Source organism: Pseudomonas sp. 10S5, assembly GCF_035019745.1.
GTDB lineage: Bacteria > Pseudomonadota > Gammaproteobacteria > Pseudomonadales > Pseudomonadaceae > Aquipseudomonas.
Genome location: NZ_JASJVL010000002.1, coordinates 284,631 through 305,536, shown reverse-complemented (window position 1 = coordinate 305,536; position 20,906 = coordinate 284,631). Strand labels below are relative to the sequence as shown.

Annotated in this window: 20 protein-coding genes; 9 read left to right on the top strand and 11 right to left on the bottom strand. The window is 57.9% G+C overall.

The window, feature by feature from the left end; all coding sequences use genetic code 11:
- Nucleotides 1-78 precede the first annotated feature (78 nt).
- Nucleotides 79-2,859, top strand: a complete 2,781-nt coding sequence (locus tag QN378_RS02870; RefSeq protein WP_323548907.1) for a hybrid sensor histidine kinase/response regulator — start codon at nt 79-81, stop codon at nt 2,857-2,859.
- Between the two features lie 117 nt (nt 2,860-2,976).
- Nucleotides 2,977-3,573 (top strand): MarC family protein, encoded by a 597-nt coding sequence (locus QN378_RS02865; protein ID WP_322206630.1) that lies wholly within the window; start codon nt 2,977-2,979, stop codon nt 3,571-3,573.
- A 5-nt stretch (nt 3,574-3,578) separates the two neighbouring features.
- On the opposite strand, the gene QN378_RS02860 is transcribed toward QN378_RS02865, so the two are convergent.
- The 7 genes from QN378_RS02860 to cobG all read right to left on the bottom strand — a co-directional run bounded on the left by QN378_RS02860 (nt 3,579) and on the right by cobG (nt 10,570).
- A complete protein-coding gene (locus QN378_RS02860) occupies nt 3,579-4,229 on the bottom strand; it encodes a hypothetical protein (protein WP_322206629.1) in 651 nt (216 codons plus the stop codon).
- Nucleotides 4,229-4,921, bottom strand: a complete 693-nt coding sequence (locus QN378_RS02855; protein WP_322206628.1) for a hypothetical protein — start codon at nt 4,919-4,921, stop codon at nt 4,229-4,231. The genes QN378_RS02860 and QN378_RS02855 overlap by 1 nt, the downstream gene beginning before the upstream one ends.
- Nucleotides 4,922-4,986: 65 nt before the next feature.
- Nucleotides 4,987-5,802, bottom strand: a complete 816-nt coding sequence (locus tag QN378_RS02850; RefSeq protein WP_323548904.1) for a hypothetical protein — start codon at nt 5,800-5,802, stop codon at nt 4,987-4,989.
- Nucleotides 5,803-6,125: 323 nt separating this feature from the next.
- A complete protein-coding gene (gene cobJ, locus QN378_RS02845; protein ID WP_323548903.1) occupies nt 6,126-7,832 on the bottom strand; it encodes a precorrin-3B C(17)-methyltransferase in 1,707 nt (568 codons plus the stop codon).
- A complete protein-coding gene (locus QN378_RS02840) occupies nt 7,832-8,563 on the bottom strand; it encodes a precorrin-2 C(20)-methyltransferase (RefSeq protein WP_322206997.1) in 732 nt (243 codons plus the stop codon). The genes cobJ and QN378_RS02840 overlap by 1 nt, the downstream gene beginning before the upstream one ends.
- Entirely contained in the window at nt 8,563-9,189 is a 627-nt protein-coding gene (locus QN378_RS02835; protein WP_322206625.1) for a precorrin-8X methylmutase, read from the bottom strand. The genes QN378_RS02840 and QN378_RS02835 overlap by 1 nt, the downstream gene beginning before the upstream one ends.
- Nucleotides 9,182-10,570: a precorrin-3B synthase gene (gene cobG, locus QN378_RS02830; RefSeq protein WP_323548901.1), complete on the bottom strand. Its 1,389-nt coding sequence runs from the start codon at nt 10,568-10,570 to the stop codon at nt 9,182-9,184. Before cobG ends, QN378_RS02835 begins: the two co-directional genes overlap by 8 nt.
- A 126-nt stretch (nt 10,571-10,696) precedes the next feature.
- Between cobG and cbiE the strand changes: the two genes are divergently transcribed.
- From cbiE to QN378_RS02815, 3 genes are read left to right on the top strand one after another with little or no spacing between them, the layout of a single operon-like run.
- Nucleotides 10,697-11,899: a precorrin-6y C5,15-methyltransferase (decarboxylating) subunit CbiE gene (gene cbiE, locus QN378_RS02825; protein ID WP_323548899.1), complete on the top strand. Its 1,203-nt coding sequence runs from the start codon at nt 10,697-10,699 to the stop codon at nt 11,897-11,899.
- Nucleotides 11,899-12,996 (top strand): cobalt-precorrin-5B (C(1))-methyltransferase, encoded by a 1,098-nt coding sequence (locus tag QN378_RS02820; RefSeq protein WP_323548897.1) that lies wholly within the window; start codon nt 11,899-11,901, stop codon nt 12,994-12,996. Before cbiE ends, QN378_RS02820 begins: the two co-directional genes overlap by 1 nt.
- Nucleotides 12,993-13,733, top strand: coding sequence for a cobalt-precorrin-6A reductase (locus tag QN378_RS02815; protein ID WP_323548895.1), 741 nt, complete (start codon nt 12,993-12,995; stop codon nt 13,731-13,733). Before QN378_RS02820 ends, QN378_RS02815 begins: the two co-directional genes overlap by 4 nt.
- 86 nt (nt 13,734-13,819) lie before the next feature.
- Here the strand turns inward: QN378_RS02815 and QN378_RS02810 are convergent, their stop codons facing one another.
- The 4 genes from QN378_RS02810 to QN378_RS02795 all read right to left on the bottom strand — a co-directional run bounded on the left by QN378_RS02810 (nt 13,820) and on the right by QN378_RS02795 (nt 17,462).
- Nucleotides 13,820-15,805 carry a DUF2235 domain-containing protein gene (locus QN378_RS02810; protein WP_323570701.1) on the bottom strand — a complete coding sequence of 662 codons (1,986 nt, stop codon included), beginning with the start codon at nt 15,803-15,805 and terminating at the stop codon, nt 13,820-13,822.
- Nucleotides 15,806-16,009: 204 nt separating this feature from the next.
- Entirely contained in the window at nt 16,010-16,378 is a 369-nt protein-coding gene (locus QN378_RS02805) for a hypothetical protein (RefSeq protein WP_323548891.1), read from the bottom strand.
- Nucleotides 16,363-16,920 (bottom strand): DUF3304 domain-containing protein, encoded by a 558-nt coding sequence (locus QN378_RS02800; RefSeq protein ID WP_323548889.1) that lies wholly within the window; start codon nt 16,918-16,920, stop codon nt 16,363-16,365. Before QN378_RS02800 ends, QN378_RS02805 begins: the two co-directional genes overlap by 16 nt.
- Nucleotides 16,905-17,462 (bottom strand): DUF3304 domain-containing protein, encoded by a 558-nt coding sequence (locus QN378_RS02795; RefSeq protein ID WP_322206616.1) that lies wholly within the window; start codon nt 17,460-17,462, stop codon nt 16,905-16,907. The genes QN378_RS02800 and QN378_RS02795 overlap by 16 nt, the downstream gene beginning before the upstream one ends.
- Before the next feature lie 595 nt (nt 17,463-18,057).
- On the opposite strand from QN378_RS02795, the gene QN378_RS02790 reads away from it, so the two are divergent.
- The 4 genes from QN378_RS02790 to QN378_RS02775 all read left to right on the top strand — a co-directional run bounded on the left by QN378_RS02790 (nt 18,058) and on the right by QN378_RS02775 (nt 20,905).
- Nucleotides 18,058-18,447 (top strand): DUF2946 domain-containing protein, encoded by a 390-nt coding sequence (locus QN378_RS02790; RefSeq protein WP_322206615.1) that lies wholly within the window; start codon nt 18,058-18,060, stop codon nt 18,445-18,447.
- Between the two features lie 71 nt (nt 18,448-18,518).
- Nucleotides 18,519-18,992, top strand: a complete 474-nt coding sequence (locus QN378_RS02785) for a copper chaperone PCu(A)C (RefSeq protein WP_322206614.1) — start codon at nt 18,519-18,521, stop codon at nt 18,990-18,992.
- 51 nt (nt 18,993-19,043) lie between these two features.
- A complete protein-coding gene (locus QN378_RS02780; RefSeq protein WP_322206996.1) occupies nt 19,044-19,448 on the top strand; it encodes a DUF2946 domain-containing protein in 405 nt (134 codons plus the stop codon).
- An 83-nt stretch (nt 19,449-19,531) separates the two neighbouring features.
- Entirely contained in the window at nt 19,532-20,905 is a 1,374-nt protein-coding gene (locus QN378_RS02775) for a PepSY domain-containing protein (RefSeq protein ID WP_323548888.1), read from the top strand.
- The last annotated feature ends 1 nt before the right edge of the window (nt 20,906 follow it).

The following is a 20,906-nucleotide window of genomic DNA, read 5'->3' as shown; positions in this document are numbered from 1 at the left end:
GAACTCTCAAAGGGGACTGCCTGTCAATTCCAGCCCCGCGCATAGTTATCTGGCATTCACCTACGAAGGGATTTCGCCGTGCGCTGGCTCAGGATTGCCATAGGTTTCACCATTGGTCTGCTGACACTTCTCTGCATGCTTCCCGGCTATGCCGAGCAACGTGGTGGATGGTCGACGCTGGTCGATGATCAGGCCAGCCTGCAATTGAGCGACGTACGTTCGCCTCGGTACGTTAATCAATTTAGCCCTATTAACCTTGATCAAGTCTCCGCAGGAGACCGTAATAGCGCTGTCTGGTTGCACTATCGGCTGCTTCCCAATGAGCACGAGCAATTGCTTAGAGTTTTTGCTCCCGACTTGGCCAGTCTTGACCTTTACGTGCTTGATGGCGACAAGGTGATTACTCATTCGCGCACCGGCAACAACATTCCTCGCGATATCCAGTCATTGCATTCCACTGATTTTCTGATGCCGATGCCGCAGAGCATTGGCATGCTGGACATTTATCTGCGCTTGGTTTCAGAACAACAACTGCGACCAAACATTACCCTGCAGTCAGCCATTTCAATCGCGGCGGATGAGCGTCAACCTTTGTTGCTCGGCCTATTTTTAGGTTGTCTGGCGATGCTGATCCTGCAGAACATTACCCGGTTCACCCATACCCGCTCCCACGCCAGCTTGTGGCTGGCAGCGTGCGAAGCAATGCTGACGCTAAGCGCGATGTTATTGCTTAATCTTCTGGCATCCTGGGTGCCGAACTGGCACGTGGCCCAGACCCCCAACGCATATTGGGCGTTGGTTATGGCAGCACTCAGCGGCTTAATGTTTGCCTATCGCTTTTTCGCACCCTGTGGCTCGGTTGTTTTGAATCGACTGCTATTAGCCGACATGCTAATCATTGCATTAGCGGGCCTTTTGGAGTTATTCGTCAACAGCTTGCCGCTGAACCTAATTACCTATGGTTTAGTGGCGTTAGCCAGCCTGAGCATCCTGTTTGTCGCGGTATATCACTGGCAAAAGGGCTACAACCCGGCCCGCCTTTTTGTATTGGGAATGGTCATCTTCAACTTGGGCTGCCTGGTGATTCTGCCGGCCTTGCTGGGCCTGACAATGATCGCACCACAATGGCTAATCATTACTCTACTGGGTGTGTTCTGTGCATCGGGCCTATTGATGAGCGTGGCCCTGAGTGAGCGCCATCGCAGCATCACCGAAGATGAGTTCAGTGCTAGCCGCGATCTCGCCGCTAGCACGGCTGAAATTAAAGCCAAGGCTGAGTTTCTGGCTAAAATCAGCCACGAAATTCGCACCCCGATGAACGGTGTGTTGGGCATGACCGAGTTACTTCTGGGTACGCCGCTCTCGGTCAAACAACGTGACTATGTTCAAACTATCCATAGCGCAGGCAACGAGCTGCTGACACTGATCAATGAAATTCTAGACATCACCAAACTCGAATCTGGACAGATCGAACTCGACGACGTGCAATTCGATCTCAACGCATTGATCGAAGACTGCCTGAATATCTTCCGAGCCAAAGCCGAGCAGCAGAATGTCGAGCTGATCAGCTTCATTCAGCCCCAAGTCCCACGGGTCATCAGCGGCGATCCAACACGTTTGCGTCAGGCTCTGCTCAGCCTGCTCGAAAACGCGATGAAAAAGGCCGACGAAGGCGAGATCCTGCTCGTGGTTGCTCTGGATTCGCGTAGCGGCAAGCCACGTTTACGTATAGCCGTTCAGGACAGTGGCGAACCCTTGGCTCCCCATGAACGCGACACCCTTCTACACGCCGAACTGCATAGCAAGAATTTCCTCGCCACAACCAAATTAGGCGGTCATCTGGGGCTAGTGATCGCGCGCCAATTGATCATGCTGATGCATGGCGAGTTTGGCATTCAGACCAGCAATACCCATGGCAGCACCCTTTGGCTGACATTGCCCCTGGACCCGGATCGGCTGGAGCAACCGACTACCGATCTCGATGGCCCCCTCCAGGGCGCTCGGGTATTGGTGGTGGACGACAACGACACGTGCCGCAAAGTGTTGGTGCAGCAATGCAGCGCTTGGGGCTTGAATGTCAGCGCCGTGCCGTCGGGAAAGGAAGCGCTGGCGCTGCTGCGGACCAAAGCCCACCTGCGCGACTATTTCGATGTGGTGTTGCTCGACCAGAACATGCCAGGTATGACAGGCATGCAGCTTGCAGCGAAGATCAAGGAAGACCCGAGCCTGAATCACGACATCTTGCTGATCATGCTCACCGGCATCAGCAATGCACCGAGCAAAATCATTGCGCGTAATGCAGGGATCAAACGCATTTTGGCAAAACCGGTCGCAGGCTACACACTCAAGACCACGTTGGCGGACGAACTCAATCAACGTAGCCGGGGTGCCCTGACGGGTACGCCATACGCTTCCAGCAATCCTCTGATCAGCCCAATTAACGTACCGAGTGATTTCCGCATACTGGTCGCCGAAGACAACAGCATCTCGACTAAAGTCATTCGCGGCATGCTCGGCAAGCTCAACCTGCAACCGGATACCGCCAGCAATGGCGAAGAAGCTCTGCTTGCCATGAAAACCCAGCGCTATGACCTTGTGCTGATGGACTGTGAAATGCCAATCCTTGACGGTTTTTCTGCCACCCAACAATTACGTATCTGGGAGGTCGCCAATCAACGAGTTCGTACACCCGTGGTTGCATTGACCGCGCACATCTTGACGGAGCACAAGGAACGGGCGCGTCAGGCAGGCATGGATGGGCACATGGCCAAGCCCGTGGAGCTATCGCAGCTGCGCGAGCTTATTGAGCACTGGGTTGCGAAGCGCGTACAGAGTCAGCGGTATTCCGAGACACATTGACCGCCATCAGACGCTCATTGTTCCTTTACTCCCCTTGAGCTCATATTCCTCAGCGAGATAAGCCGCCACGCCTGATAGACTTCCTGTCGTCCTTTCCCAGTCGCGCGAGCTCAAGCCATGCTTCACGTGTTGTTCAGCGTTTACCTGAAAATGTTAGTGCTCTATAGCCCGTTCTTCGTTCTGTCGTGCTTCATCAGCCTCACGCGTGGTTACTCCAGCAAGGAGCGTCGTCGCCTTGCGTGGAAAGTCGCGCTGGCCACCTTGATGTCAAGCGTGCTGCTGTACCTGTTCGGACGATTGATTTTCTCGGTATTCGGTATCACCGTCGATGCCTTCCGCATCGGTGCAGGCAGTGTCTTGTTCATTTCGGCGCTCGGAATGGCTCAAGGTAAATCTGCTGTGCAAACTGACAATGTTCAGCAGGACGTCACTATTGTCCCGCTGACCATTCCGCTGACCGTCGGACCGGGCACCATCGGCGCATTGTTGGTCATGGGCGTCAGCCAACCCCACTGGGATGACAAACTCACGGCCATCCTCAGCATTGCCCTCGCCAGTTTGACCGTCGGCATCGTGCTGTATCTATCGAATCGCATCGAGAACATTCTGGGCGATCAGGGCCTGCAGATCGTCAGTCGGCTGATGGGATTGTTTGTGTGTGCGTTGGCAGCGCAAATTATCTTTACCGGGGTCAGAGGATATTTATTGCCTTAGGGCCCTTAGAGCTCAATGTCTTGAATAAAGCGCGTTGAATTCTGAATCAGCTTGGTGCGTATTTGATCGCGAGATGAGGCGTAATTATCACGACTAAACTCATATACACCGCCCACCAAGCGCAACACCAAATCCCGCGTATTGTTATTCCAGAACCATCCTTCATCGACTATTTCAAGTGCGTTGATCTGCAAGGCGCACAGGAAAATTCTGATCTGACCATCGCGGGTTCTATCGCACGGTACGATTTGAAAACTTCCGATGCGGCCCGCCCCTGTGCCCCGTTGAAAAAACGCTCGGGCGTAGTCGTTGACTCGTATGGCGCTAAACGATGCTTGAACCAAACCGGCAAGCTCGGCCGAGCCCTCGGCGCCCACGACTTTAAAAGTCAGGCGGTCCAATTCGTAGGGATCGGTGATTACCACAGGATCCCTCACGATGAGACTTTTCAACGCACAGCCGTGTCTGACCAATCTGTTGCGATAGTAATCCAGCCAACTTTTCCAGTGCACCCGTCGGTCATATGCCTGGCTGGCAAAAAAGTCCGCGTACAACAACATGTCCAACACGTCCTCCTTTTCCTGCGTAGACATACCCGCCACGAACGAGACCAAGTTATTGCCTGCTATCGCGATGCGAGTGTGCTCCTTGATCATTATTGATGCTCCTCAAGCGCCAGAATCAATGTCGACCTTCTGGCACCGAGAGCGGCAATGAATTGATCTCTAAACTGCGCATAGCGCAAATCAGACAGTTGCGCCGAAAACGACGCAAGCTCAAGATTGCCCACAATTTGATTACGATCTAACGGCTTGAAAAACGCATGCTCCACCCCTGACGCCAACGTTTTGAACGCGACAAACATTGAGGTCATCGAAGAGGCCCCATGCACAAAACTTAGCTGAAGTACCACCCTGGAGAGTGGATCACCGCCTTCGGCTCCTTCACACCGGAACGCGTATTCTCCAAGCAGAGAATGTGCGGCAGGGCTGAAGAAGCGTTGGGGTGAATCCATTACCAGGCACTCAGCGGTTTGAATAAGTGAACCCGGCACTCGTCTCTCAAGCTCATGTTTAAAGAGCGACCACACATCGAATTGCCCATGGTTCTGTATCGGATCACTGTCGTATTCGCGCGCAGACACGACCCAACCAAACGTCGCCATTGCCCTCAAATAGGTTTGATACCAAGCGTCAAACTCGGAGAACTTAGGTTTTTTTTTCGAAGCAGCCAGTTGGATATATAAGCTGGCGTCGAGAATATCTCGCTTATTCAACTCTCCTACCGACTCATCAAAAAACATCAACGCGCCGGCATTGATATAGTTTGTTGGCATTCCATTGCGCATCACGCTCTCCTTAGTGTCTCTACACGGGAAGTCCGCCGCAGGAACCTGCGGCGGGAGAAAGCTTTTTAAATTTCGTACTCTTCAATAGCCTGTTTGGCGTTAGTTCCGAGCTTGCGAAGAATGCTGTCTCGGACTTCAGCGTAGATATTCTGATTCAATACCAGACACGACTCCGCCCGAGAAATACTGACTGAGTTACTGTTCCAGTCCCAGAACAGTACATTTTTGGCGCTTAAGACGGATGAAAAATCTACTGACCCCATGGCCATCGCGACTTCACCATCCGCTGATTCAACACAAGAAGCGATACTGAAGGCTCCGCCGTTGTGACGGCGACTTTTTCCTTCAAAGAGCTTGAGCGGTTTATCACTGGCCTGAAGTGCTTCAAGCGCTTGCTGCGCAACGCCCACCAGTACCGCAGCGGTAGCACCTGGGACCGTTACCGCCGCAACCGCCGACGCAAGAATTTTAAGGCCTACCTGATCCATGGTGAACATGTGTTCGGAAGCCGTGTATTTGGAATATTCCCGGCGAGTGGGCACCCATCCACACGCGCGGATCATGACGTTCACGAACTGCTCGTACCATAGCGGCCCGCTCATGTTCGGGTGCGCCTTGTTGGCCACCAAGGTCGCGAACAATACCGCGTTCTTGATATCTTCCTTGCTCTGCTTCGACATACCCGCCACGAACGAAACAATGCTATTGGCAACAACCGCGGCACCTTCGGCTTTTTCATCCACCGCCAACGAACGGCGGGACCGGCGATGGGTGGGGTTAATGACCTCCGCCACGCGTGAATCACCCTCAGGCAACTGACAACTTGCAATATAATCCAGACGATCTTCAACACTGCTCGGGACTTTATCGTACTCATTCATGCGCAACTTCCTTTTAATTTAAGAGTTACCCTTCTTGGGCAGCCAATAAACTAGCGCATCTTGCTGATCTTTTTCATTCCCCATAACTGAATACACATTTAGTTAAATCCACTCTGCCGTCGCAGAGCACCTAAATACAAAGACTGGCGACTATTCAGCACCGTCTTGAAGATATCCACCTAACATCTGCCTGAGTTTTCCCATCAAACCAAAGATTTTTCTTACAAGAAAAATACCCGAAATAACAGGCACCCACACCGACTTACTGTAGGAGCGCGCTTGCACAACTCATTTGTACTGCGCACATAACTTCTACCAGCCACTCATGCCACCGGCTTTTCCCCATACCAGCGCGGCGTGTACACCCACTTACCGCCATCTGCGCGGGGAAAGATGCAGGTTGTGGATGAGCCGATCAACACCATGGTGCGCATGTCTACCTGATCTGGCGTCAGCTCACCCAATGCAATCACCCGCAGCGTTTGCCCTGGCCGCCCAATGTCGCGGCCCAAGGTCACGGGGGTGTCCGGCGTGCGATGTTGGCGGACGATTTCCAGTGCGCGGCCGAGTTGCCAAGGTCGGGATCGAGATATCGGGTTGTAGAACGCCAAAGCCAAGTCAGCTTGGGAAGCCAGCTCCAGACGTTTTTCAATCACGTCCCACGGTTTGAGGTTGTCCGACAGCGACATCACGCAGAAGTCATGCCCCAGCGGCGCACCGGCTTGCGCGGCGGTCGCCAAGGACGCGGAAACCCCCGGCAAAATTTCCAGATCAACCCTGTGCCACTCGGGGTTGGTTGACTCATGCAGCGCTTCAAGCACCGCTGACGCCATGGCAAATACGCCTGGATCGCCGGACGACACCACGACAACCGAACGCCCTTGCGCGGCCAGTTCAAAAGCATGCCGGGCGCGTTGCATTTCTTCGCGGTTGTCCGTGCAGTGCTGCACCTGATCGGCGCGAAATGGCCCGGCCATGCGCACGTAAGTTTCATAACCGAGAATATCGGTGGCCCGCGCCAGTTCAGCCTTAACCGCTGGCACCATCAATTCTGCCGCACCGGGACCGAGGCCGATCACCGCCAAACGACCGCGCCCACGACCGATGTTTAGCACGTCTAACGGCTTCGCAGCCGCCGCGATAGCGATGCTGTCACCGACGCAAATCGGCGCCAACACCTGCGGCACCGCGTGTTCTGCCAACGCGCAAACCGATGCCTGCGCAGCGACAAATCGCAACGGCACATTCAGCTCAGTCGCGGCTTGATGTAATTGAGGATTGGCCATCTCCGTATCGCTAGCCAGCAAACAGGCCAACGACTGAAGGGCGAGGCCAGCCTGATGCAAGGCAGCGCGAACGCTGGACGCTAATTCGGGCAGCGATGCACTTACCGCCACCAACACGCTGCGTGGGTAAATCAATAATTCATTGGCCGACGGTTCCCGCTCAGCGCTACTCACATGAATAGCCAGTCGCGCTTGGGCGTCTTCGGGCAACTGCGCGTCAGCCAACCACGGTGCAGAACCCTCGATACGCACGCGTTCGCCGCAAAGCAAATCCGAGACAAAGCGCTTACCCAACTCAAGATCAGCCAAGGCATAGCCACTGGGCGGATTCAGCAGGCAGGTGCCAAAACGCAGTTCGCCGCTGGTAGTAATCGCCGCAGCCACGTTCAGCCCTTTTGCAATCTCCCGAGCCATGATGTTCACGCCGCCCAGACCGCCCAATAAAGGCACGACCGCGCTGCCGTCTTCGGCCACGGCCAACACCGGCGGCTCGGCGCCCTTTTCCAGCAACAGCGGCGCCAAGGTACGAATCACGATCCCGGCGGCGCACAAAGCAATGATCGGCGTGCCCTGTTGATAGAGCTGGCGCAGGGTGCTGCCAAATTCGATGTAGGTGAGGTCCGCGCCATCGACCCGGCTTGCAAGACCATGAATCAACGAATTCGGGTACAGCCGTTGAATGCGGCGCGCGGTGTCGAGGCCGCCGTTGCCCAGAATCACAATGGCCGGTGCATGAGCAGTCATCAGCCTTGCCACCGTTCGCCGGGAACAATAATCAGCGAAAAGTACGGCGACGACATGGGTTCGACCTGATCCAACGGAACGATTTTCTGGTTGGACATGGTCGCGCGCTCAACATACAAAGCGCGCTCGGCCATGCCCAGCTCTTCCAAAACCTGGCGGACCTTAGTGAAGTTGCGGCCCAGCTTCATGATCACCGCCGCATCGGCATCCGCCAGACGCCGCTTGAGTTCATCGTGGGGCAGCACGCCGGATAACACCGACAAGCTTTGGTTGCGATAGACCAGCGGCGCGCCCAGCACCGAAGCGCCGCCCAGCATCGAGCAAACACCGGGCACCACTTCGGCTTCATAGCGTTCAGCAAGACGGTCGTGCAGGTACATATAAGAACCATAGAAAAACGGATCGCCTTCGCAGATCACCGCCACATCGCGTCCGGCATCCAGATGCGCCGCCAAGGCTTCGCTGGCCTCGTCGTAGAAGTCGCTGATGACTTGCTCATAGGACAACGGCGCTGGCAATGCTTCGGTGGTGACTGGGTAGACCAACGGCATCAAGGTTTGCGCGTGTTGCAGGTGCGCCTCGATGATGCCGAACGCGTTGCCTTTCTTACCCTTGGCGACGAAGTAGGCAACCACAGGGGATTCGCGAAGCAGACGCAGGGCCTTAACGGTTATCAGCTCGGGATCACCTGGGCCGACTCCCAGACCAATCAAACGACCGGGTTGCTGCATCATTCGATCTCCGTGGCCAAGGCGTTGACCGCAGCGGCCGCCATCGCGCTACCTCCGCGACGACCCTGCATGATCACAAACGGCACGCCCCGGCTGTTGGCCGCGAGCATCGCCTTGGACTCGGCCGCGCCAACGAAACCTACCGGAAAACCGAGGATCAACGCCGGTTTTGGCGCACCGGCATCGAGCATTTCCAGCAGGTAGAACAACGCAGTCGGTGCGTTGCCAATCACCACCACCGCGCCTTCCAGATACGGACGCCACAGCTCCAGTGCGGCGGCAGAGCGGGTATTACCCAATTCGCGAGCCAGCTCCGGGACGCCGTCGTCCTTGAGGGTGCAGATCACCTGATTGTTGGCAGGCAGGCGCGTGCGGGTTACGCCTTCGGACACCATACGGGCGTCACAGAGAATCGGCGCGCCAGCGGCCAAGGCATTGCGGCCAGCAGTACCGGCGCCGGGGGAATAGCGCAGGTCTTCGATAACCTCAACCATTCCACAGGCATGAATCACCCGCACGGCGAGTTTTTCCAGGTCGGCCGGGATCTTGTCGAGCCGGGCCTCGGCACGAATGATCGCGAAGGAGTTGCGATAAATCTCCTGGCCGTCGCGGATGTAATCAATCATCAGTACTGCTCCGTGAGTCGGCAGCGAATAACGCGCCGACTGCTTCTATAGTGAGGTCACGCGCCCGCAATGCGCCGAAACCCGGCTGCTGCGTGTCGCGAAAATAAAGGTCGTAATGTCCGGCGCGGGTCGCCAGCAAGGTCATCGGGGCGATATGCGCGGCGGCGCAGCTGCGTGAGCAGGCCGTCAGGTGTACCGGCAGGTTCAAGCCATGATGCTCCAACAAAACCGCCAGCTTAAAGGCGTCGGTTTTGGTGTCGGCCAAGCCTTTGACGCAGCCAGCTGAGCCGGTGCAGGCGATGATGTTTGCCAACGGCTGTTCGCGGTTGCAGATCAAGCCCGCCGCGTGCAGGCCGGCCATGACCGTTGAAGCGTGTTCGCCGCACACATTGGGCAGCAAAACGCTTTGCCACGGCGTCAGACGCAACGTCCCGTCGCCCCATTGCGCGGCCAATTGGGCAACGGCGCGCAGCATCGAGGCATCGAGCCGTCCCAATGGCACAGCGGCGCCGACCGCAACACGCCCAGCCACCGATTGTTGATACAGACCCAAATGCAGGTGTTCTATTAGGGACAACTTAGATTCTGTGGGGACGAATTTATTCGAGAAGCGGGCGGCGCGGTTTCTCTGGTAGACCGCGCTAATGCCTTCGCGAATGAGTTCGCGCCCACAGCGCTGCGCTACGGCCCGAAGAAACTCCTCAACCGGCATCGCTGCCAGCAGATGGCGCATCCGTGTTTGCTCCGGCCGCGCCGATTCAAGAAACGCGTCCAGCACCGCAATCACCAGCGCATGCCCCTCGGCTAACGCCACCGCAGCAAGCGGTGCATCATGCCCAGGACACCCCGCCAACCCGAACGCCAACAGGACTTCCCCGTCGACTTCCAGCGCCGACAACCACAGATCATGGGGGTGTTCACGCATCACCAGCGCTTCGCCTGCGTCCAGGGAGAGGGCGAATTTGGGCGACAGGTCATGAAAACGAGGTTCGTTCTCCAAGGTACCGAGAATCTGCGCAGCCAACGGTCGGCTGTCGAACAACTGCTGCGGGTCAATTCCGGCCGTCGGGCTCAGCATCAGGTTACGCACGTCGTCGCTCGCCGGGTTATTCGGCCCAAGGCCGGCGCTCAACAGAATGGCAATCAAAGCGTCCTGTTCGGCACCAATGCCGCGAATCTGCAGGTTGGCCCGATTTGTCGCCTCAATCACCCCCCCAGCGTAACGCTGCGCCGCTTCAGCCACGGCGGCGGCCTGAATCGAAGTGATAGAACCGCCGGCCAACTTGATACGGCAGATACCGCCGTCCAGCGCCGGGACGATACGCAACAACCCCGGGCAAGCCGAGGGGCGTAAAGGCGATGCGGACGTCGGCTGGTTCAAAGGGTCACCCAAACTGAATTTGAAAAACGCTACAGCCCTGTGGGCGCGGTATTATGCCTGCTTTGTCCGCAGGCATGAAAAGCCGCTCTGTCGGAACTGCTTATTTAAGTCGGTTGAGGAACATACATGGCGCCCTGGCTGACAGTCGTGGGAATCGGTGAAGAGGGCTTCAAAGGCCTGGGCAAGACGGCTCGCCACGCGCTGCTGGGCGCTACTCAGGTGTTTGGCGGTCAGCGTCAGCTGGATTTACTGCCTGCCTGTATTCGTGCCGAACGCACGCTCTGGCCCAGCCCGTTTTCTCTAATCCCGGTTCTAGACCAACGCGGCACGCCGATTTGCGTGTTGGCGAGTGGCGATCCGATGCTGTTTGGGGTCGGCGCCAGCCTTGCACGGCAGGTCGATGCCGAGGAAATGCGCGTGCTGTCCTCGCCGTCGTCCTATTCCCTGGCAGCTGCCCGCTTGGGTTGGCCGCTGCAAGATGTGGTCACGTTATCGGTGGTCGCCCGGCCATTGGCGGCGTTGAATGCTCAATTTCATAACGGTGTGCGCCTGTTGGTTTTGAGCAACGACGGCAGCAGTCCGGCGGCGATCGCGGAGCTATTGCGTGCCCGAGGTTACGGCCCCAGCCGCATGACGGTGCTGGAGCATTTAGGCGGCACGGATGAGCGTCGAGTCGAAGAGATCGCCAGCCAATGGAAAAACCTGCCCATTGCCGCGCTGAATGTGGTTGCCATCGAATGCCGCGCCGACGTCGACACGCCGCGTTTGTCGATGCTGGCCGGCCTACCCGACAGCGCCTTCAAACACGACGGCCAACTGACCAAGCGCGACATAAGGGCCATCACCTTGGCGCGCCTTGCACCTACGCCGGGTGAATTGCTCTGGGACGTCGGCGCGGGCTGCGGTTCTATAGGCATTGAATGGATGCGCGCGCACCCAAGCTGCCGCACGCTGGCTATCGAAGCCGATGAAGGCCGTCAGCTATTGATCGAACACAACCGCGATGCGCTAGGCGTGCCCGGCTTGCAATTGATTCGCGGTCAAGCTCCCAAGGTGTTGTTTGATCTGGAAACCCCAGATGCGATTTTCATCGGCGGCGGCGTCACTCGCCCCGGCGTACTCGACGTGTGCTGGCAAAAGCTGCGCTCAGGCGGGCGTCTGGTCGCGAACGCCGTCACCCTGCAAAGCGAAGCCACGCTGGTGGTCTGGCGCGAGCAGTTCGGCGGCGAACTGACCCGCCTGCATGTGGCCCAGGCCAAGCCGCTGGGTGAGTTCGACACCTGGCGCCAAGCCTTGCCCATCACCCTGCTCGAAGCGATCAAACCCTGATGCGCGCCGAGACCGCCGAACAACCCGCCCCCCTGCGCTCCGGTTACACCACCGGCAGTTGCGCGACGGCGACCTGTCTGGCGGCGGCGCGATTACTGTTAAATGGCGAAATCAACGACGCGGTAGAAATCGTGCTGCCCAAGGGCAAGCAGGTGCACATGCGCCTGGAGTTTTGCCGGGCGTTTGCCGACGGTGCCGAAGCCGGGACGATCAAGGATGCAGGCGACGACCCTGACGTCACTCATGGCGCCCTGGTATTTTCCCGGGTGCGGCTGATCGCGGAACCCGGCGTGCGGTTCAAAGCGGGTCCAGGCGTGGGCACGGTGACGCGCCCGGGTCTGGTACTTGCCGTGGGTGAGCCGGCGATCAACCCGGTGCCGCGCAAAATGATTACTGAACACTTGCTGCAACTGGCCCAGGCATCGAACTACACCGGTGGTTTCGAGGCGACCCTGTGTGTCGAGGGCGGCGAGACCCTGGCCTTGAAAACCATGAACCCGCGCTTGGGCATTCTCGGTGGGCTGTCGATCCTCGGCACCAGCGGCATCGTTCGACCGTTTTCCTGCGCGGCGTACATCGCGTCGATTCATCAAGGCATCGACGTCGCAAAAACCAACGGTTATCTGCACATTGCCGCCTGTACCGGCAACGCCAGCGAAGACACCATGCGCCGGGTCTACGACCTGCCGGAAATTGCCTTGATCGAAATGGGCGACTTTATCGGCGCCGTGCTCAAGCACCTGCGCAAAGTGCCGGTGGCCAAACTCAGCATCTGCGGCGGCTTCGGCAAAATCAGCAAACTGGCGGCGGGCCATATGGATCTGCACAGCCGCCACTCCAGCATCGACCTGCCGCAACTGGCCCATTGGGCCGCCTCCCTCGGTGCCAACGACGCGCTGCAACAGGCTATCCGTGGCGCCAACACCAGCCAGCAAGCGTTGGCCATGGCCAGCGCCGTCGGCATCGCGCTGGGTGATGAAGTGTGTCGTCACGCGCTGCGGTTTGCCCAAAGCGTGGTGCCCAGAGAAGTGGAAGTGGAAGTGTTCGCTATCGACCGCCAAGGCGGCATTGTCGGGCATGCCGGGGTCTCGGCATGAAGCGCCTGTTATTACTGGGCGGCGTGACCGACGCACTGGCCATCGCCCGTCGATTGGGGCCGCAGCATATCTACAGCCTGGCCGGTGTAGGCCGGGTGCCGACTGACTTGACCTGCCAGGTGCGTGTCGGCGGCTACGGCGGTGCCGAAGGATTAGCGCAGTTTATTCGCGATCAAGGCATCGATTTGCTGCTGGACGCCACCCACCCTTACGCCGCCCAGATCAGCCACAACGCTGCGCGAGCCGCGCAGCTCAGCGCTACCGCGTGTTGGGCCTTGCGCCGACCGGGGTGGCAAGCGCAAGTCACCGATGACTGGCGTGAAGTCGCTGATTGGCCCGAACTGATCACCGCCCTCGCCCGGTTCAAGCGACCGCTGTTCACCCTTGGCCGCGAGCCCTTGCAGCACCTTCATGAAATACCCGCCCAGCAGTTCTGGACCTTGCGCGCATTGGAGAACACCGTCACCGACATCCCCGGCAATGACCGTTGCGACGTCATCGCCGCACGCGGGCCGTTTTTGCTGGAGGGCGAACGTGAGTTGTTTGCGAGTCGAGACATCGACGTGCTGATCAGCAAAAACAGCGGCGGCAGCGCCACCGAGGCAAAGCTTGAGGTGGCGCGAGAGCGTGGGGTGCCGGTGTTGATTTTGCGTCGGCCGGTGTTGCCGAACGTGGACCTGGAATTTACGGAAGTCAGTGAGCTGCTGGAACAGTTAGCTCAGGTTGGATTTCTGTAGAAGCCAACGTGCTCACGAGGCGGCGTGTCAGGCATACGCTTCAAACCCCTGCACCAACACGTTGGCTAATACAGACTCGGGTGGATTTACCCACCCACCACGCCTTTGATTTGGTCCAGCCATCCCGATTTTTCTTCGGCGGGCAGGCTGTCGAACAGCTCTTTGGCCATTTCTGCGACCCTCGCCGTTTTTTGGGCCTTGAGCAGGGCTTTCAGCTCAGGCGTGGTGGCGGTTTCGTCGCTGAGGGCTTCAGGCAGTGGCAAGGCCTTGGCCAGTTTCAGCACGTCGCCGGTGTTTTTGGTAAAGGTCCTGAGGGCGCCGACGTCTTGCATCGGCAGGTCGATGTTCGTAACCGGGTCAAAGGCGCGCACTTGCGGCATGGCCAGCGCGTTGAGCTTGCCGCGAAACGCCGGAATCCCCAGCGACGGAATAATCAGCCCAATCAGGTAACGCGGGTCGTTGCGCTTGATGCTCAGGCCAACGCTGGCAAGCGCGATGCCGACCCCGATCACCTGCCCGGACCTGGCGATCAGCGATAACGACTTGTTGGATTGATCATCGAAGAACACTGCGCGAAAACGGAAATAATCGCCGAACACTTCACGCTCATTGAGCATCGCGTTCATGAACCAGGCGCGTGAGTCGTGGACTTGCTCGTCAAAAAAATCGGTAAGGGTCTGCGCTTTATCACTGAGGGGTTCAAAACTGCCGGGGGCGTAGAGCTTGTTGAAAGCTATATTGGCCGTTCGGCGCATTTTGACGTATTCCTCGGCTTCGTCTTGTTCGTTGATGAGGTACACCAGCCCTCCGAACAGCGTGTTGATCACCGTGCCAGCCGACGTCGCCTCGTTGGAGTCGGCGAACGCCCACTTCCCCGTATAGTCACGGCGAAACTCGCTCATCGCCATTTCCAGCTGATTCTGGTTGAGGATGGGTTCAAAGGACTTGTGCGTATTGAAGGTCATGGGCTGTGTAGCCCCGGTGCGCTGTTCGTAGGCCTGCTTGATCGCCAGATGGCTGTCGCGTTTTATCTGTTCTTGGTCTGACAGGGCCGACGGCTCTGTTCCGTTGTGCTGCGCCAGGTTCTCTTCGGACTGCCTGCCGTACAGCGCTTTGAAGGCGTTTTTTTCTTCGTCCGTCATGTCCTTGCCCTGAAGGTGCTGATAAACCGACGTCTCCCGCAGGCGGAAGGACGCGTACCGATTGATTCGCCAGGCAGTGATCAGGGCGGCTTGATGCTCCATGGCATCTTCCAGCGGGCCGGTTTGGTGGGCGTCGAGCCAGGTGTTGAAGCGGTGGGTTAGGGTGTCGGAGACTGCGAAGGCGAGATCCGTTTCCTCTGACATTTCCACCCAAGGCCACTTGCCTTTTTGCTCGGAGCTAATCGACTTCGAAGGTGCCTTTAGCGGCGCTCCTACTGCATAAGCCTCTGCATACATATGCTGCAATGGTATTTGCGACAGCACATCCTGAGGTCCGGCCAGCGATTTACCCTGTTCACCCGGCGGATACCCCCCGCCGACGTCGGAGTGCATGCCGGGGTAGAGGTATTCAAAGGTTCCGGCGCGGTAAGTCGAGGGGCAGTTCGGATCCTTAGGGTTGGTTTTGCGCCGGATAGAATCCACCGGGAAGCAGTTGCGTTGTTCGTGAGCCGCCACCAAGTGCACGCAGCGCTCAAGAAATTTCTCCGATTCGGGCAGCCGCAGGGTGTCATCCGCCCAGCCCATGTGGCCGTCGGCGAAGGGCATTGCATAGGCCATGCCGGTGGAGGCCACGGTGTCGAACAGCCCCATGAAAGCAATGCTGATGGGGATTCCGGCAAACAAATAACAGGTCTCACCGTCCACCTCGATCTTGGTCAGCGCTTCCAGCCAGTTGGCAAACGCCCGAGCCTCGGCAGCCCCTCGAGAGAAACCGTAGATCCACAGGCGCATGCCGATGATCCGGGGGATCGCACTGCGGGCGTGCAGGTTCTCGATCTTTTTTTGCAGCGCCAGCATCGGCGCTTGCAGCACTTGGCGGCGCAAGGCGTTTCCGTTACTAAACAGCCCGCCGGTTAATGAAGCGCTCATCTGCTGAACCAGTGCGTAAGCCTCTACGGGCTCTAGACGCTTTTCACCGCAGGCTCTGTGGAGAGTATCCAGCAAGCGGGTGAACGCCCAATCGATCCGATTCTCGCCTCCCGCAGCCCCGGTCAAGCCCAGCAATCGAGGCTCGAACTCACCAATTTCCTTGAATTCGGTGCCGACGCCCTGGATGTAGTAGCGGTAAAAACCTTATTGGTTGTCCCGGTTCTTGGCGCCGTTATCTTCCCCGCCCAAACTGGCATGGAACAGCCGCGCCACGTTGGTGGTGGTCGGCGGTTGAGCCCGCTTGTCCGAGGGCTCGTGGTTATTGGTGCCGTCAAAACACAGAGTGATGTTCAACACGTCCATGCATGAGGAAACTAAATAGGTATGGCCTCTGGCTCGGGTAGCCCGCTCAACCGCATCGGAAAACATAAGTTTGGGGCGATATTGCTTACGGTAATTGAGCCCGACGTCGTCGGAATTAAGAGGCAGCAGGCCTTCTTTCTTGAACCGTGGCGTAGGTGTTAACGGCGACGGCTGGGGGCGTTGCGATTTGGAATTCAAGGAGCTGGACATACGGGGGGCACTTCCATTTTGCGCGGGTAGGAAAAGGGGTAGCCGGGTTTACCCGGCAGCTCGGCAACGGCTGCAACGGCGATTTGGTCGCAGGGCAAAAAATGGACGTCAATCACCCCGAGTTCTTCATAGGGCGCGACCTCCACGACGGCGCGGTGGCGGGTATATTTGGACTGATGCTCTCTTCCGGCTCTGAACCATGCATCTGAATAACGGGGTTCAGGCCAATATCGTGAGGCTCCAACATTAGGATCCTTCTCCCACTCCACCACCACGGTCAGGCCGGGATGCCATTTGCGCGGCATGGCCACGCAGCACATCTGGCTGCCGCCACCGCCAAACGGGCCGATGTTCGGACCGCCGTTGCCGTTGACGTCGAAATGATTGATCGCCGCCGAGGTGTGGTTGTAGCCCTCGATGGGAATGCCGAGTCGGTCTGGCGGCGCTTTGCTGCACGCTTGCAGCGCAACGCAGGCAAGCACCGCAGCGGCTAAAAACACCGGCACGCGACGAACTAAACCGGTGTTCATGAAGCTGGGCATACGGGAGGTACTTCCATTTTGCGGGGATAAGAGAAGGGGTAGCCGGGTTTACCCGGCAGCTCGGCAACGGCGGAGACCGCGATTTGGTCGCAGGGCAAAAAATGGACGTCAATGACCCCGAGTTCTTCATAGGGCGCGACCTCCACGACGGCGCGGTGGCGGGTGTTGTTGGTTTTTGCTTTCTTCATCCGAGCATTCCAGGCATCAGAAAATCTGCGCTCTGGCCAATCTGCGTAGTCGTGTGGTGTTGGGTCCTTCTCCCACTCCACCACCACGGTCAGGCCGGGATGCCATTTGCGCGGCATGGCCACGCAGCACATCTGGCTGCCGCCACCGCCAAACGGGCCGATGTTCGGACCGCCGTTGCCGTTGACGTCGAAATGATTGATCGCCGCCGAGGTGTGGTTGTAGCCCTCGATGGGAATGCCGAGTCGGTCGGGCGGTGCTTTGCTGCACGCTTGCAGGGCGATGCAAGCGAGTACCGCAGCGACCAATATCACCAATACGCGGTGAGCCGAGCCGGGGTTCAAGAAGCTAGACATACAGAGGGCACTTCTATTTGGGACGGAACGTTAAAGGGTTCGTTGACGTGATCTGGAGCCGCTACGATTTCGGAAAAGTTGAACACCCCTAGGTTTCGCCGCCTTTTTGGGTAGGCGACTGTCAGGGTAAATGCGTTCTGAATGTTTAAGATCGGCATGGATGGACCCTCTTTTTGTAGTGCCAAAATTCTTTGGCACACATGCTCACGCAGGCCGACCCACGTCGTATGTAGGATGCATCCGCGACCGCCCTAGGAAATTTCCCAAACGCTATTTATAAAAAAACCGCCTTCGAGAACGCGGCGGTTTTTGAGTTGATGGCGGGTAGGTGTGGGGGCTCATTGGAGACAATAGAGCGACCCACCACCAGACGTTGTGCTCAGTGGATTCACTTTTACTGGCTGCTTTTCTACCTAAACCTGTCGCGAAGTGGCGGGCCCTGATACGACACAGGGAATTCTTCGCCTACAAGCGGGCTTTACTGGGGATCTGCGCCAACGTGCCGCGGCATCTCGCCACGGGCACTTTTTTTACTTATTCCGGCCATTCAGGCTAAATAGCGCCTTTGACGGCTTAATGAAACGGAAAGCACCCCATGTCTCGACGCCGGTTGGCATTTGCCTGGATTGCCTGCTTTGCAGTGCTGTTCAACATGCTCGCCATGCCGATGACCAGCGCCGCACCGAAAACCGTTGATGAAGCGTTGTTGTGGGGCAGTTTTTGTTCGGCAAGCGGCACTCGACTGGTGGCGATTTCACTGGGCAAAACTGAACAAAGCCCTGCGCAGAAAGACGATCATGCCGCCATGCAGCATTGCTGGTGCTGCGCAGGTTCGGCGCCGCTGGTGTCTGTGCCATCCGGCTTCACCCCGTGGTATGCGGTGCAAGTCGAAACGAAGCTAGCGCGCGACGTCCAATCCCCAACCGCATTGTCCCCACGCCAGCAATGGCCGAGCCTCAACCCCCGAGCGTCTCCCCGCGCCTGATCCGAAGCAAAAAAAAGCGCTGCTGACCGCAAAGTCCGGCGCACCGGAATCGTTCACGCTGGAGAATCACCATGATCAAGAAGATCCTCATCCTGGCCGCTTTATGTCTGCCGGCCTGCTTTGCCAATGCCCATGATTCCATGGTCGGCGAGTTGCACATCGCCCACCCGTGGTCCTTGGAGTTACCGCCCAATGCACCCACCGTTGCGGCGTATTTTGTGATTCACAACACTGGTAAAACCGCCGATCGCCTGCTCAGTGTCGACAGCCCTATCGCCGGTATGGCCGATCTGCATCAACACCTGATGCAAGACGGTTTGATGAAGATGCAACAGGTGCAAACCGTTGACGTCCCGGCCGGTGGCGAAGTGAAATTTCAACCCATGGGCTATCACGTCATGCTGATGGACCTGAAGGACAAATCGAAGCTGATCGACGGCCAGCATTTCCCGCTGACGCTGCACTTCGAGCAATCAGGCGCTGTCACCGTTGAGGTTGCCGTCCAAAAGCAGGCGCCCGACGCAGACGCCATGCACGACCATTAAATACCCTGAGCGATTGAAGTGAACCGCGCTTCGCCCCACGCCAGCTTCGTCCTGCGCCCCGGTAAACCCCGAGGCGCATGGCTGAGTCTGTTCGCCATGTTGATGATCTTTATCGGTCCGCTGATTTCTCAAGCGATGCCGATGGACCAGCACGCCGGAATGTCGATGTCGGCCTCCATGTCGATGCCTGCATCAGTGGACAAGGCAATTGAGGCGCCTTCATGCCACAGTGCCGAACACGCGTCGGTGGCGACCGATCATGTGATCTGGGCCAAATGTGGGTATTGCACGCTACTGTTCAGTTGCCCCGCGCTGCCGCAAGCGTTGGCGTTCGTTGCGTCTAATCCTCCCAAGCCGACCGGCTTTTTCAACGTGGCATCGCAACAAGGCCACGCGCGGCAGACCACCTTCCCCAATGCCCGCAGCCGCGCTCCGCCGCTCTCGACCACACGGTAAACCCTCAATAAAACGAACCGGTCCTCACCGCAAAGGTGACCGTACCGGTCGATACGTGTTTATCCCTGCCGGGAGCGTTGCACATGACTCAAACAAAGGTTTCTTTCTACAACCTCGCCTGGCGCTGGCACTTCTATGCCGGGCTGTTCGTTGCGCCGTTCATGATTCTGCTGTCGTTGACCGGGATTATTTACCTGTTCAAACCCCAGTTGGACAACGTGATGTACAGCGACTTGCTATACGTCACGCCGGGCCAACAATTGCTCAGTGCCGACGCGCAACAACAGCGGGTGCAAGCCGCTTTTCCACAGGCGCCTGTCAGCAAATACCTGCCACCGCTGAACGCGCAAGGCAGTGCGCAGTTCGTGATCCTGCAGGGGGGCCGAGAGCTGAATGTGTTTATCGACCCCTATCGCGGCGAGATCCTGGGTACTCAAGACGGCAAAAACAACCTGCAAGCCCTCGCCCGTTCACTGCACGGCAAATTACTACTGGGCAAAGTCGGTGACCGGATCGTTGAGTTAGCCGCCGGCTGGGCGATTGTGCTGGTGGTTTCGGGGTTGTACTTGTGGTGGCCACGCGGCGCCTCGATGGCCGGGGTGCTATGGCCACGCTTGAGCAAGCGGGGACGCCTGTTATGGCGTGATGTGCATGCGGTGACCGGTTTCTGGGGCGCAGTGTTTCTGCTGTTTATGCTATTGAGCGGCATGACATGGACCGGTGTGTGGGGCAAGCAATTCGCTGATGTCTGGAACACCTTCCCGGCGGTCATGTGGAACGACGTTCCTAAATCGGACCAACTGGCCGGTGCCCTCAATACGCCTACGCGCCAAACCGTGCCGTGGGCGCTGGAAAACACGCCAATGCCGGTGTCCGGCGAGCATGCCGAACACATGAACCAGGGGAGCGGGGTGTCAATGCCTGCGAACCCGACGCTGTCGCTGCAACAGGTGGTAAACATTGCTACCGAGCGGCACATCGAACCGGGCTATAGCATCACCGCGCCCACCAAGGCCGACGGGGTATTCACCATCGCCGTGTTCGCCGACGACCCTCGTAACGACGCCACGCTGCATGTCGATCAATACAGCGGCAAGGTGCTGGCCGACGTTGGCTGGAAGGATTACAGCAACGTCTCTCGCGCCACGGAATTGGGCGTGATGCTGCACGAAGGGAAGTTCTTCGGCTGGGTCAATCAACTGCTGATTTTGTTGATTTGCCTGATGGTGCTGCTCAGTTCGATTAGCGCACTGGTGATCTGGTGGAAGCGTCGCCCACAGGGTGGCCTGGGTGCTCCGCCGTTACGCCACGACCTGCCGCGTTGGAAAACCGCCATCGTGATCATGATTGTTCTGGGGCTGGCGTTTCCGTTGGTTGGCATTTCGCTGGTGACTGTTTGGGCGCTGGATTGGCTGGTGCTCTCACGGTTCCAGCGCCCCATAGCAAAACTCGGCTGAT

Bases quoted from the DNA above. Each gene is read 5' to 3' on its own strand.
- QN378_RS02865 (WP_322206630.1), top strand. From the start codon at position 2,977: ATGCTTCACGTGTTGTTCAGCGTTTACCTGAAAATGTTAGTGCTCTAT.
- QN378_RS02860 (WP_322206629.1), bottom strand. From the start codon at position 4,229: ATGATCAAGGAGCACACTCGCATCGCGATAGCAGGCAATAACTTGGTC.
- QN378_RS02855 (WP_322206628.1), bottom strand. From the start codon at position 4,921: ATGCGCAATGGAATGCCAACAAACTATATCAATGCCGGCGCGTTGATG.
- QN378_RS02850 (WP_323548904.1), bottom strand. From the start codon at position 5,802: ATGAATGAGTACGATAAAGTCCCGAGCAGTGTTGAAGATCGTCTGGAT.
- cobJ (WP_323548903.1), bottom strand. From the start codon at position 7,832: ATGACTGCTCATGCACCGGCCATTGTGATTCTGGGCAACGGCGGCCTC.
- QN378_RS02840 (WP_322206997.1), bottom strand. From the start codon at position 8,563: ATGCAGCAACCCGGTCGTTTGATTGGTCTGGGAGTCGGCCCAGGTGAT.
- QN378_RS02835 (WP_322206625.1), bottom strand. From the start codon at position 9,189: ATGATTGATTACATCCGCGACGGCCAGGAGATTTATCGCAACTCCTTC.
- cbiE (WP_323548899.1), top strand. From the start codon at position 10,697: ATGGCGCCCTGGCTGACAGTCGTGGGAATCGGTGAAGAGGGCTTCAAA.
- QN378_RS02820 (WP_323548897.1), top strand. From the start codon at position 11,899: ATGCGCGCCGAGACCGCCGAACAACCCGCCCCCCTGCGCTCCGGTTAC.
- QN378_RS02815 (WP_323548895.1), top strand. From the start codon at position 12,993: ATGAAGCGCCTGTTATTACTGGGCGGCGTGACCGACGCACTGGCCATC.
- QN378_RS02810 (WP_323570701.1), bottom strand. From the start codon at position 15,805: ATGAGCGCTTCATTAACCGGCGGGCTGTTTAGTAACGGAAACGCCTTG.
- QN378_RS02805 (WP_323548891.1), bottom strand. From the start codon at position 16,378: ATGTCCAGCTCCTTGAATTCCAAATCGCAACGCCCCCAGCCGTCGCCG.
- QN378_RS02800 (WP_323548889.1), bottom strand. From the start codon at position 16,920: ATGCCCAGCTTCATGAACACCGGTTTAGTTCGTCGCGTGCCGGTGTTT.
- QN378_RS02795 (WP_322206616.1), bottom strand. From the start codon at position 17,462: ATGTCTAGCTTCTTGAACCCCGGCTCGGCTCACCGCGTATTGGTGATA.
- QN378_RS02790 (WP_322206615.1), top strand. From the start codon at position 18,058: ATGTCTCGACGCCGGTTGGCATTTGCCTGGATTGCCTGCTTTGCAGTG.
- QN378_RS02785 (WP_322206614.1), top strand. From the start codon at position 18,519: ATGATCAAGAAGATCCTCATCCTGGCCGCTTTATGTCTGCCGGCCTGC.
- QN378_RS02775 (WP_323548888.1), top strand. From the start codon at position 19,532: ATGACTCAAACAAAGGTTTCTTTCTACAACCTCGCCTGGCGCTGGCAC.